This is a genomic window from Microbacterium xylanilyticum (genome assembly GCF_054654695.1).
This window is the reverse complement of sequence record NZ_BAAIEN010000002.1, coordinates 3,272,909-3,284,895: the sequence shown is the minus strand read 5'-3', so window position 1 is coordinate 3,284,895 and position 11,987 is coordinate 3,272,909. Positions and strand designations below refer to the sequence as shown.

Below are 11,987 nucleotides of genomic sequence, written 5' to 3'. Positions count from 1 at the left end.
GGGCGTTCTCAGGGGACCGACAGATCCGAGGAAAGACAGCACAAGTCGATCGGAGTGAGAGTCAGGAACCCCTGAGAACACTCGGCACCAGCATCCTTGCGCGTCCATCGCTGTGAGGGTCAGGACCCCTGAGAACACCAGCACGAACAGTCTCACTGTCAGAGTGGACCACGCAGCCGGAGACGTCGCCGCGCATGGCGACGGCGTTGTCGAGCGCCTGGACGGCCAAACGGGACTTCATTCGCGAGTCGATTGAGTAACCGACGATCCGGCCGCTGAACACGTCCTTGATCGCGCAGAGGTAGAGCTTGCCTTCGGCGGTCTTGTGCTCGGTGATGTCCGTCAGCCACAGCTGGTTCGGCGCATCGGCGGCGAAGACGTGCCGAGTGCGGCCGTGCTCGTCGACAACGGCGCACAGGTCGTCGTGAACGGGCGGCCCTGGCCTACGGGCCTTGCCCCGCTTGGGCTTCCCGAACGCGCTGAACCAGCCATTGCTCGAAGCGATCCGCCACGCCGTCCGGTCCGACATCACCTCCCCGACCTGACGGGCCTCGTCGGCGAGCAGCCGGTGCCCGAACTCGGGGTCGTCCCGGTGGGCGTCGAACAGTGCATTCGCGCGATATGCCTCGGCCACTTCGGCATCGGTGATGGGGTTCTTCAGCCACCGGTAGTAGGGCTGTCGGGAGAGCTTGAGAACCCGACACGTCACCGTCACAGGGATCCCTGCCTCGGCGAGCTCCGTCACGAGCGGGTAGAGCCTTTTCCCGGCAGGTTCGCCTGCGACAGATACGCCGCCGCTCGCCGGAGCACCTCGTTCTCCTGCTCCAGCAGCCGGTTGCGCTTCTTCAGCTCCCGGATCTCGGCCACCTCGGTCCGCGACTGGCCGGGCTTGGCGCCTTCGTCGACGTCGGCACGGCGCAGCCACTTCTGGAGTGTCATCGGGTGGACCCCGAAGTCTTTCGCGATCTGCTCGATGGTCACTCCGGGCTCGCGGCCTCGGGCAACGCGCACGACGTCGTCACGGAACTCGCTCGGGTAGGGCTTGGGCACAGCAACATCCTTCCAGGCCCACCCCCTCGGGCAAGCCAGATCAGATGTCACCTATCCGTGCAGCAGTCCCGCGACATACCCCTTAATAACTGCTTGCTGGATCGACCGCCGGTGCCCGCACTGTGACGTGCGGACCCGGTGGCGGGTGACCTATCGACGGCAGGTCAAGAGTCGAAGCCGATCCCGATCCGCTCGAGATTGCGCAGGAGCAGCCCCGGCCGCCCGCCGTTCTCGTCGGCCTTCGCCACCGCGCGGCGCACAGTTTGGATGATCGGATCTGCCAGCGGCTCCGGCGGCACCGGGAAGGGGCGCCCCGTCGCGAGCGCGAGGCGCGTGCGGTCGGATTCCCTCCCGTCGAGCATGTCCAGCATGACCGCTGCCCCGAATCGCGTCGCGGCGACCCCGAGCCCTGTGTAGCCGAGGCTGTACGCGACCTTCCCGGCGAACGCGGTGCCCTGGGTGGACACGAGACGGGTCGACATGTCGATCATCCCACCCCACTTGTGCGTGAACCGGACGTCGCGAAGAGCGGGGAAGGTCGTGAAGAAGTGGTCTGCGAGCCGCTCGAACGTCTCGGGACGCTGGTCGTAGCCGGGCTCGATCCGCCCTCCGCGGTGGTAGACCGCATCGAAACCGCCCCACAGGATCCGGTCGTCGGCGGTCTTGCGCGAGTAGTGGAACTGACGGCCGGCGTCGGTGAGCCCGTTCCGGCCCACCCATCCGATCGCCTCGAACTGGGCGGGGGATAGGGGCTCGGTGACAAGCGCATAGTCGTACACCGGGACCGTCCACCGGCGCGCCCGGCGGACCAATGAACGGAATCCGTTCGTCGCCAGCGCGACGCGCCGTGCGGCGACCGCGCCGTCGGGGGTGCGGACCCGCATCCCCTCGGCCGTGCGCCGCATCGACAAGGCGGGAGTGGCTTCGTGAATGCGGACCCCCAGCTGCAGGCATGCTCGGGTCAGCTCGTCGACCAGGCGTGCTGGGTTCAGCAGCGCATAGCCGTCGGTCTTCAGCAGCCCCGCACGGTAGACCGGCGAACGCACGAAGGCTCCCAGGTCCTCCTTCGCGAGCCAGCGCGTGCCGGGCGCGCCCTCGGCCTCGCGAAGCTCGCCCACCTGGTGCTCCTCGGTCGCCACGGTGAGCACCCCGGCATCTTCGAACTCGACATTCATGTCGTAGCGGTCGAGCGTCTTCCGCAGCCCCGTGAAGTTCTCGTGTTCGATCTCGCGGATCCGATCGAGCTCGTCGGCGAACCGGAATCGCCCGTTGGCGGCTCCGTGCGTCAGGCTCGCCTCGCAGAACCCGCCGTTGCGGCCGCTGGCCGACCACCCGAGGCTGCGGGACTCGATCAGCAGGACGTCGCGACCCGGGTCGCGCTCCTTGGCCAGCAGCGCCGTCCACAGTCCGCAGAACCCGCCGCCGACCACGAGCAGGTCGGTGGTCTCGTCGGTGCGGACCGGCGACAGCGCGTCACGCGTCGGTTGGCGGTCCAGCCAGTACGGTATGGGGCGCGCATCGCGCAGAGACTCCTCGAGGAGCGCGGGATCGTTCCTGCGGGCGAGCCCGTATACCGGCCCAGCTGAGGGGGCGACGGCGGCCGGCGCGGTCACAGGCGGCCGTCCTTCTCGTCTGCGGCTCGCAACAGGGGGTCGCGCAGCGCGGGGTCGCCGTAGCCGCCCCCGCCCGCGGTCTCCACGCGCACGACCGTGCCCGCGAGGAGGGTCGTGGATGCCTTGGAGGGCGCGGCGTGTTCGAGGCCCGCCGGGTCGATGAGCGTGATGGTGGTGGCGGCGCCGTCCGTGCCTCCCGCGGCTCCCGCGGGCCGGAAGTCCTCGTGGGTCTGTTCGGAATAGAACGTCACCCGCTGGTCGTGGTCGAGGATCTGATACTCCCGCCGCAGTCCGAGACCGCCGTTGAACTGCCCGAGGCCTTGGGATCCGGGGAGGAACTCGGTCTTGAGCACGCGGATCGAGTAGTTCGTCTCGACGACTTCGGCCGGCATCACGCCGACGTTTGACATGTACGTGTCCACGCCGTCGATGCCGTCTCCGGTCGGCGTCGCGCCGGTGCCGCCTCCGACGACGTCCGCCATGACGGCGGGGCGCCCGGTGAACGGGTCGGTGCTGCCCGCGTTGAAGCAGAAGAAGCTGACGGTGCTGCTGCCGACCGCCTTCTGCGGCCAGAGGTCGGTCATCGCCCGGATCAGCGTGTCGGCGAAGCGCTGGCAGGTGTTGTGTCGAATCGACACCGCCGCCGGGGCGATCGGGTTCAGGACGCTCCCCTTCGGCGCGACGATGTCCACCGCGCGCAGGAGTCCGTCGTTCGCGCCGAGGTCGGGGGCGACCACGGCACGCACCGCATACACGATGCCCGCGCGGGCGCTCGCCCAGGGCACGTTCATGGCGCCGGCGGTCTGCGGGTCGCTGCCGGACAGATCGATCGTCAGGCGGTGGCCGGACTTGCGCACCTTGACGTGGATGCGGGTGGGCGGGCCGTCCCGACCATCGTCGTCGAGGAAGCCCTCCGCCTCACCGATCCCGTCCGGAAGGTCCGACAGCGCAGTCGTCACGCCGCGCTCGACGCTGTCGAGCATGGCGGCCATGACGTCGATCAGCGTCTCGCGGCCGTAGCGGCCAGCGAGTTCGATGACGCGCTGGCTGCCCAGATGGCAGGCGGCGCGCTGAGCGCGTAGGTCGCTCACGGTGCTGAGGGGATCGCGGATGTTGTCGCTGAGGAGGGCCACGAGGTCCTCGTTCTCGACACCTGCGACCGACAGCCGGATCGGCGGGATCACGACGCCCTCGCCGAACAGGTCCTGCAGCTCGGGTCCTTCGCTGCCGGGGTTGACTCCTCCGACGTCGATGTGGTGCGCGGCGGTTCCGGTCCACGCGACGAGCGCGTTGTCGATGAACACCGGTGCGACGATGTTGATGTCGGGCAGGTGCATCGCGCCGAGGTACGGGTGGTTGCAGATGAACACGTCGCCGTCGTGGATTCGACCGCCCCAGCGGTCGATGACGGCCTTGACGACGAGGGACATCGCGCCCAGTTGGGCCGGAATGTAGTCGGCCTGCGCGACGAGGTCGCCGGTGTCGGTGAAAAGCGCGCAGGAGAAGTCGTCCATGTCTCGGATGATCGGGCTGTAGCTGGATCGCTTGAGGACGCTGCCCATCTCCTCGGCCGCCGACTGGAGTCCCGCCGCGGCGATCTCGAAGGTGACCGGGTCCATCCGGGTGCCGAGGGTCGTCCTCGTCGTGGTGTCGCTCATCGGTGAGCCTCCGTCACAATCAGGTCGCCCTGCGGGGCGACGGTCATCAACTGGTCGTCGAGGATGAAGGTCGTCGAATCCATCTGCGCGACGATCGCGGGGCCTTCGTAGGTTGTGCCCGGCAGCATCCGCGCGCGGTCGTAGACCGGCAGCTCCGACCACCCCGAGCCGGGGATGCGCACGGTGCGACGGGCGATGAGCGGCTCGGTGTCGTCCGACGCCACAGCGGCGCGTCGCCGACCCCTGCGCCCCCCGTAGGCGCCCGTCACGGCGATGCGGACGGTGACCAGCTCCACATCCTCGGCGCGGTTCGCGTGCCCGTACAGCTCTTCGTGGGCGGAGTGGAACAGGTCCGCGGCCACACTCAAGGATGCCTCGTCGTGCCCGGGCAGCGGGATGGTCAGCTCGTAACCCTGACCCCGGTAGCGACAGTCGGCCGAGGCGAGCACGGTGATCGCGTCGGGGGAGACACCGTCGAGCACGAGCTGATCGCGTCCGGACGCCGCGGCCCGCCCATACCAGTCGGCCAGTTCGGCGAGAGCGTCGGCGTCGAAGCTCTTGAGCACTGTCCGGGAGTCGTCGAAGCGCAACCCAGCCACCAGCAGGCCATCGGCCGAGAACAGCCCCGGCTGCTGCGGCACGATCACTGAGCACACGCCGAGATGACGCAGCAGCATCCCCGCGTGCAGCGGCCCGGCACCGCCGAACGGCACCAGCGCGAACTCCTTGGGATCCAAGCCCCGCTCGACGCTGACCTTGCGCACGGCCTGCACCATGTGCGCCAGCCCGATCGCCAGAATCGCCTCGGCGGTCTCCTCGGGCGTGAAGCCGAGGCGGTCGCCGACTCGGCGCATCGCCTCCACCGCCGCGTCGCGGTCGAGAGACAGTCCGTCGGCAAGCTCGTCGCCGCCGAGGGTGCCCAGCACCACATGGGCGTCGGTGATCGTAGGCTCCACGCCGCCGCGGCCGTAGCACGCGGGCCCCGGTATCGCCCGGGCCGAACGCGGACCGACGCGCAGGCGACCGGTCTGATCGACCCACGCGATGCTGCCGCCGCCGGCGCCGATCGTATGGATGTCGACGGTCGGGGCCAGCAGCGTGTGATCCTGGACGCGCTGCTCCCTTGCGAACGGCGCGAGCCGGTGTCGGACGAGGCAGACATCCGTCGAGGTGCCACCCATATCAAGGCTGATCAGATTGTCCAGGTCGTGCTGCGCGGCGAGGTCCACCAGCCCTGCGACCCCGCCCGCGGGGCCGGACAGCACGAGCTGGTGCGCCTGCCGTTCGGCCCGCTCGGCCGGGACACTGCCGCCGTTGGACTGCATGACCACGAACGGTGACTCGAGGCCCGCCTGCTCGACAGCACCCTTCGCGCGGGTGAGATACCGTCCGACGATCGGGCGCAACGCCGCGTTGATCACGGTTGTCGCCGTGCGGGGGTACTCGCGGAATTCGCGGGCGACCTCGCTAGAGAGCGTCACCGGCACATCGGGCAGGGCCGCTTCGAGCGCCTGGCCGATCTGCTTCTCGTGCGCGTCGTTGAGATAGCTGAACAGGAAGCTCACCGCGACGGCGCGCGGGCGCTGCGCCGCGACCTCGGCCACAACGCGATCGACCTCGTCGGCGGTGAGCGGGGTGAGGACGCGCCCATGGCTGTCCATCCGCTCGTCGGCCTCGATGCGGGCGTGCCGCGGGACGAGATCTTTCGGGCGCTCGGGTGACAGACTGTAGACGTCCGGGCGGCTGCTCTGCCGGTACCCCATCACGTCGCGGAATCCGCGCGTAGTCACCAGCGCGATGTCGGCGAGTTCATCGGTGAGGATGGCGTTCGTCGCCACCGTGGTCCCGTGGCACAGTAGGCTCACCGCGTCCAGAGGCAGTCCCTCACGCGCCAAAGCGGAGATAGCGTTGCTCAGTCCCTCTGAGGGGTCGTGCGGGGTCGAGGCCACCTTGGCCACCCGCACGTCACCTTCATCGGACCGTGCGATCGCATCGGTGAAGGTTCCGCCAGCATCGATGCTGACCGTCCAGTTCGCGGTGGTCACGTCCTCGTCTCCCATCGGCCACGTGCTCCAGCCGGCCATCCCGACTGCGAGAACAGCAAATCCTGCCGCAAGACGCCGCATCATGCGTCATTCGACGTATCATCGCCGTCATGGCATCGGGCATCGGCGACGCGACCACCGACGAATTCGTCGTCGAACTCACCCGTGGTGACGACGGTGACCCTCAGCTGTGCGACCTCGCCCGCGGGTTCATTGTCACGGGTCGTGAGAGTGCGAGGTTCCTGTGGCAGCAGGGCCGTACTTGGTATGCGGTGACACTGATCCGCCAGCGCGGCGGAGACGGCGAAGGATCCGCACTCGTGGTGCGCTCCCGTGCGGTCCTTCCTCGCGGAATCACCCCACGGGAGGCGCAGGTGCTGACCCTCGTCGCGTTGGGGCTCACCAACGGTGAGGTGGCCGGGCGGCTGGGCACCCGGCCCCGCACGGTCTCGACCCAGGTCGAGCGGTTGTTGGGGAAACTGGGGCAGCCGAGTCGCGCAGGACTGGCGGCAATGGCGGTCGATGCCGCCCTGATCGTGCTGCCGCTGCCCGGCGGACCGATCGGGAACACCTCGATCGCGCAGGCAGAGATCCAGCAGGCCGCGATGACGATGGCCCGCGGCACGGACCCCACTGCTTCGGTGGAGGTGGGCTTCACCCGCCGCCGCCCCTTGCTCCTCGGCACGATCGCCCCGTTGCGGGGGTCGGCGTCGTCCGACGGCCTCGAGCTCGTACGTGGGGCATCGATCGCCGTGCGCGAGATCAACGAGCGCGGCGGGATCGACGGCCGGCTCATCGAGCACATCGTCGAGAAGGTCGACATCTTCAACGGCGATTCCGTCACCCGGGCTGTGGCGCGTCTCGCCTCCGCGGACGTCGACGCAATCCAGACCAACTACGTCACCGCCGAGAACCCTGCGGCGCTCGAGCTGGTGTCGCGGTTCGGCCGTCCATTGCTGCACACAGCGACCCTCGAGTCGCAGGTGGAGCTCGTGCGCGACGAGCCCGAGCGGTACGGGATGATCTTCCAGACCTGTCCGTCCGAGGAGAACTATCGGCTCGGCTTCGTGACGTTCCTGCGCGACCTTGTGCACGAGGGGCTGTGGGATCCGCCCGGCCGGGACGTGGTCAGCCTCGAGGTCGAGAGCGAGACGAGCGTGATCGCGAACGAGGTGCTCGGCGAACTGCTGTCGGAGGCGGGATGGCGGCACGCGCACGCCCTGCGGGTGCCGGTGAAGGCCCCGCACTGGGAGGATGTCGCAGACCGCATCCTCCGGCACGCGCCCGCTGTGCTCTTCGTCTCGCACTTCCTGCCCGATGTCGCCGAACTTCAGCGCATTCTTGCGTCGCGCCGCTTCCGCGGTCTTGTCTATTACGTCTACGCCGCGTCCATTCCCCGGTTCCAGAAGGTCGCCGGCCGCTCGGCGGAGGGGATCGTGTGGTCGAGCGTGACCGCGCGATACGACGACGCGATGGGTGAACGATTCCAGCGCCAGTTCATGCTCCGCTACGGCGAGGCACCGGGCTGGTCGCAAGCGAGCGCGGCCTACGACCAGGTGATGCTGCTCGCCTCGGCATGGACAACCACGGGCACGTCCGGTGCGCAGGCGGTGATCGAGCACCTGCGCTCCACCATCCTGCGCGGCCTGAACGGGGTGTACTACCTCGGCAGCCCGGGACAGGCCGCACTGTGCTACCCCTACCAGACGAAGGACTCCTCGCTTGGGCAGGCGCTGCTGGTATACCAGGTGCAGGACGGTGTGCCCGTCGCCCTGGCACCGACACCGAAGGGCGACCTGCGCAGATTCCGACCTCCCAGAAATGCCGCGTAGACGTACGTCGAACGACGTAAGCACGGCTGCGCACCGCTCTTTCATAATCGGGGCGACCGAAGCCAATGGAGGCACTATGACTAGCAACGACGCACCCAACCCGCACCTTCGCCGCGTGCTGGGCCTGGGCTCCACCGTAACGTTCGGGCTCGCGTACATGATCCCGCTGACGGTGTTCACGACGCTCGGCATCGCCAACGTCATGACCCGCGGAAACTTGGTGGCCGCGTACGCGATCACGCTGGTCGCGATGTGCTTCACGGCGTTCAGTTATGCCGCGATGGTCAGCCGGTTCCCGGTGGCGGGATCCGCCTACGCCTTCGCCCGACGCGCGTTCGGCCCGCACATCGGATTCCTCACCGGCTGGGCGCTGCTGCTCGACTACCTCCTGCTCCCGATGGTCACCTACCTCGTGATCGGCATCTACCTGAACGCGACATTCCCCGCGGTGCCCGCGTGGGTGTTCTTCCTCGCTTCGCTCGTGATCGTCACGACGTTGAACATCCTCGGGATCCGGCTGCTGTCCGGGGTGAATCTGGCTCTGCTCGGTCTGCAGTTCGCCTTCATCGCGGTGTTCCTGTTCGTCGCCTTCGCGGCCGCCTCCGGCATCCACCTCCCGAGCCTGGCCAGTGTGTTCCTCAACAACCAGGCGAACCTCGCCCTGATCCTGTCGGGCTCCGCCTTGCTCTGCTTCTCGTTCCTCGGCTTCGACGCGGTCTCGACCCTGGCGGAGGAGACAAAGCGCCCGGAGCGAACGATCCCTCGTGCCATCATCATCGTCACTGTGTTCGGCGGTCTGCTGTTCATGCTGCTGTCGGCCGCGTCCAACGCCGTGATGCCCGACATCGCCCGCTACACGTCGATCGACGCCGCATCGCTCGACGTCATGCGCACCGCCGGGGGACAGGCGCTCGCAACATTCTTCACCGCCGCGTACATCGCCGGCTGCGTAGCCTCTGTGCTCGCCTCCCAGGCCACCGTGTCGCGCATCCTGTACTCAATGGGCCGCGACCGACTCCTGCCGGCATCGGTGTTCGCGTTCGTGCACCCCCGGTTCCGCACCCCCGCCGGAGCCACCCTTGTAGTCGCCGCCGTCTCGCTCATCGGCCTGGCGCTGGACCTCACCACCCTGTCGAGCCTCATCAGCTTCGGCGCCCTGGTCGCCTTCAGTGCGGTGAACCTGACCGTGATCAAGCACTATCTCATCGACTCCCGGCTGCGCGGGACGAGCGCAGTGATCCGCTACGGCATCCTGCCCGGGATCGGCTTCCTGCTCACCGCGTGGCTGTGGACGAGCCTGAGTCAGTCGGCGCTCATCGTCGGGCTGAGCTGGGCCGCAGCCGGGCTTGTGTACCTGCTCGCGATGACCCGCTTCTTCCGGCGCCGCCCGCCGGAACTCGACGTGAGCGAGGCTCCGCTGCAGGTCGTCGAAACCTGACGACCTGGCCCCGCCATCCGGGAGAGGCTGCCGACCGCTGCGGTGCGGAGCCTGGTCGCGCGCCGCTGGCCCGGTAACGTTCGGGAGCTGGCATCCGTCCTCGAATCCGGGGCGGACCGCGCGGTCGGCGGGACGATCGGCCTCGACCATCTGCTCCCGGGTATCGCGACGTCGGCGCGGCGAAGACCCGGCGAGCTCCCGCCGCCGCAGCTCGGCCCGACCGATATTCTGGTGCAGATGGAAGCGAGCGAGGTCAGTCGGGTGATCTCTTCGTACGGTCGGGCGCGTATGCGACGCCGACGCCGTTCCCGTTCATTGTGGGCCGCGACCTCGTCGGCAGCGTCGTAGCCGCAGGACGCCGGGGCGGCGGGATTCGCCGCCGGCGACCGCGTATGGACGAACAGCCTCGGGCATGCGGGCGCCCGCTGGCAGGGCCGATTTGGGGGAACAACTTGGGAACAAACGAGACGAAATCTGCATCGCTGATCCTCATCGAACCTTGCCCAACGCGACTTCAGCACCCCATGAATCCGTGTGAAGTCCACGGAGTCGTGCTGAGTGGCATCCAACTCGGCGTTCTGGATAAGAGTTCAAATCCCACCGTCACCGCCACAGAAAACCCCGAGAGATCTGCGGTTTCTTCGTACCTGCGCGCGGCCGTGCCGCGGATCGGCAAGGGAGTGCACATGGACGAGCCGCAGTCCGCGCCGGCGGAGAGGTCGCCCGGGCGCACGCTGCTCGTCGGCTGCGGGAAGCTCGGAATCCGGCTCGGCGAAGGACTGCTCGCCGACGGTCACGATGTCCTCGCCATCCGGCGCACGCCGGAAGCGCTCCCCGCCGGCTTCGTCCCGATCGCCGTGGACCTGCGGTTCGCGTCGCCGCGCGCCCTGCCCGACTGCGACTCCGTCGTCATCACGCTGCCCCCGGGCGTCGACGACGACGGCGAGGACCTCTACGCGGCGGCGCTCACCCATCTCGCCGACGCGCTGCCGTCGCGCCCCTCGCGCGTGGTGTTCGTCTCCTCGACCCGGGTGTTCGAGGGCCGGCCGGGGCCTCGGCCGCTGACCGAATCGGATCCGCCCGCGCCGGTCGGTCCCCGCGCGCGGGCACTGCTGCGCGGCGAAGAGCTCGCCGTGCAATTGCTCGGCGCGTGCGTGGTCCGCCCGGCCGGCATCTACGGCCCGGGCCGGGACTCGGTGATCCGACGGGTTCGCGCCGGGTCGCCCGTCGACTACTCCCGCCGCACGAACCGCATCCACGAACACGACCTCGTCCAGCTGCTCGACCGGATGCTCCGCGCCGAGGATCCGCCAGCGCTCGTCCACGCGGTCGATGAGGCGCCGGTGCCGATGGGCGAGGTCGTGACGTTCGTCGCAGAGCGGATCGGTGTCGGCGCACCGCCGCGCGTCGAGCCGGAGAGCGACGGCGGCACCGTGCTCGACGGGGCGCTGATGCGGGAGGTCGTCGGCGCCCTCCGCTACCCGTCCTTCCGGGAGGGCTACGCCGAGCTGCTGGTGAACGGGGCGTAGCCGCGATATCTCGGTGCGATCACGATCCGGCAGAATCCGCTCCACTGTCCGAGTCTATGGATCTGCTCGGAATAGGGTGGAGGAGCAATCACGGCTGTCGCGCCCTCACGGACCGGCAGCCTTTTCCATGGAGAGACCGGAGAGCTCTGATGAACAAGGCAACCCTGACCCGGATCGGCGGTGTGGCCGCAGCGATCGCCCTGGCCGCCACGATGACCGCCTGCTCGGGCGGGCAGAGCGTCGCCGACGCGTGCAAGGTCGCACAGGACGAGATGCAGAAGGCGACCTCGAGCATGTCGAGCGATGTCAACGATGCGATGCAGAAGGCGACCGCGGGGGAGAAGGTCGATTTCGCGGGTCTGTTCGCCCCGGTCCTCGAGAGCCTCGACGTCGCGGACAAGAAGATCACGAACGAGTCCGTGAAGAAGCCCCTCGAGGCGTTCTCCGCCGAGTACAAGAGCTTCGTCAAGGTCTTCGACGGCTTCGAGATCCCCGACGTGAAGAGCATCGACGCCACCGACCCGGCGGCGATGGACAAGCTCACCGAGGCGCAGAACAAGATGAAGGATGTCTCGACGAAGGTCCAGGACGCCAGCACGAAGCTGATGGACCAGGCCAAGAAGCTGCAGGACGTCTGCACGAAGGGCTGAGCCCCGTCGCACGCTGAAGCTCCGCGGGGGCGCCGCACCGGGATTCCCCGGAGCGGCGCCCCTCGCTCGTCCCCGGGAAGGTGCCTCGCCGCGACGCCGGGTCGATAGGGATCTCCTCCTGCGATCTCAAGCCCCCTGCGGCTGGGGCCTCCCGCCGGCACACTGGCGGAAC

Annotated in this window: 10 protein-coding genes; 5 read left to right on the top strand and 5 right to left on the bottom strand. The window is 68.7% G+C overall.

From position 1 onward, the window contains the following. Window positions 1-61: 61 nt before the first annotated feature. The 5 genes from ACYQ1L_RS16460 to ACYQ1L_RS16440 form a co-directional block, all read right to left on the bottom strand. Window positions 62-745: a DDE-type integrase/transposase/recombinase gene (locus tag ACYQ1L_RS16460; protein ID WP_460005104.1), complete on the bottom strand. Its 684-nt coding sequence runs from the start codon at window positions 743-745 to the stop codon at window positions 62-64. Then, complete coding sequence (locus ACYQ1L_RS16455; RefSeq protein WP_460005103.1) at window positions 742-1,050, bottom strand: transposase; 309 nt, start codon at window positions 1,048-1,050, stop codon at window positions 742-744. The genes ACYQ1L_RS16460 and ACYQ1L_RS16455 overlap by 4 nt, the downstream gene beginning before the upstream one ends. Before the next feature lie 164 nt (window positions 1,051-1,214). Further along, complete coding sequence (locus tag ACYQ1L_RS16450; protein ID WP_460005102.1) at window positions 1,215-2,663, bottom strand: NAD(P)/FAD-dependent oxidoreductase; 1,449 nt, start codon at window positions 2,661-2,663, stop codon at window positions 1,215-1,217. Then, window positions 2,660-4,321, bottom strand: coding sequence for a hydantoinase B/oxoprolinase family protein (locus tag ACYQ1L_RS16445; RefSeq protein ID WP_460005101.1), 1,662 nt, complete (start codon window positions 4,319-4,321; stop codon window positions 2,660-2,662). Before ACYQ1L_RS16445 ends, ACYQ1L_RS16450 begins: the two co-directional genes overlap by 4 nt. Beyond that, window positions 4,318-6,366 (bottom strand): hydantoinase/oxoprolinase family protein, encoded by a 2,049-nt coding sequence (locus ACYQ1L_RS16440; protein WP_460005100.1) that lies wholly within the window; start codon window positions 6,364-6,366, stop codon window positions 4,318-4,320. Before ACYQ1L_RS16440 ends, ACYQ1L_RS16445 begins: the two co-directional genes overlap by 4 nt. Window positions 6,367-6,476: 110 nt before the next feature. On the opposite strand from ACYQ1L_RS16440, the gene ACYQ1L_RS16435 reads away from it, so the two are divergent. The 5 genes from ACYQ1L_RS16435 to ACYQ1L_RS16415 all read left to right on the top strand — a co-directional run bounded on the left by ACYQ1L_RS16435 (window position 6,477) and on the right by ACYQ1L_RS16415 (window position 11,815). After that, on the top strand, window positions 6,477-8,198 hold the full coding sequence (locus ACYQ1L_RS16435; RefSeq protein ID WP_460005099.1) for an ABC transporter substrate-binding protein: 1,722 nt from the start codon (window positions 6,477-6,479) through the stop codon (window positions 8,196-8,198). Between the two features lie 76 nt (window positions 8,199-8,274). Beyond that, window positions 8,275-9,636, top strand: coding sequence for an APC family permease (locus tag ACYQ1L_RS16430; protein WP_460005098.1), 1,362 nt, complete (start codon window positions 8,275-8,277; stop codon window positions 9,634-9,636). A 15-nt stretch (window positions 9,637-9,651) separates the two neighbouring features. Continuing rightward, window positions 9,652-9,984 (top strand): AAA-type ATPase lid domain-containing protein, encoded by a 333-nt coding sequence (locus ACYQ1L_RS16425; RefSeq protein WP_460005840.1) that lies wholly within the window; start codon window positions 9,652-9,654, stop codon window positions 9,982-9,984. Between the two features lie 338 nt (window positions 9,985-10,322). Further along, window positions 10,323-11,165, top strand: coding sequence for a sugar nucleotide-binding protein (locus ACYQ1L_RS16420; protein ID WP_460005097.1), 843 nt, complete (start codon window positions 10,323-10,325; stop codon window positions 11,163-11,165). A 149-nt stretch (window positions 11,166-11,314) separates the two neighbouring features. Continuing rightward, complete coding sequence (locus ACYQ1L_RS16415) at window positions 11,315-11,815, top strand: hypothetical protein (RefSeq protein WP_460005096.1); 501 nt, start codon at window positions 11,315-11,317, stop codon at window positions 11,813-11,815. Window positions 11,816-11,987: the final 172 nt, after the last annotated feature.

Coding starts and splice junctions, on each gene's coding strand:
- ACYQ1L_RS16430 (WP_460005098.1), top strand. CDS start 8,275: ATGACTAGCAACGACGCACCCAACCCGCACCTTCGCCGCGTGCTGGGC.
- ACYQ1L_RS16420 (WP_460005097.1), top strand. CDS start 10,323: ATGGACGAGCCGCAGTCCGCGCCGGCGGAGAGGTCGCCCGGGCGCACG.
- ACYQ1L_RS16445 (WP_460005101.1), bottom strand. CDS start 4,321: ATGAGCGACACCACGACGAGGACGACCCTCGGCACCCGGATGGACCCG.
- ACYQ1L_RS16435 (WP_460005099.1), top strand. CDS start 6,477: ATGGCATCGGGCATCGGCGACGCGACCACCGACGAATTCGTCGTCGAA.
- ACYQ1L_RS16415 (WP_460005096.1), top strand. CDS start 11,315: ATGAACAAGGCAACCCTGACCCGGATCGGCGGTGTGGCCGCAGCGATC.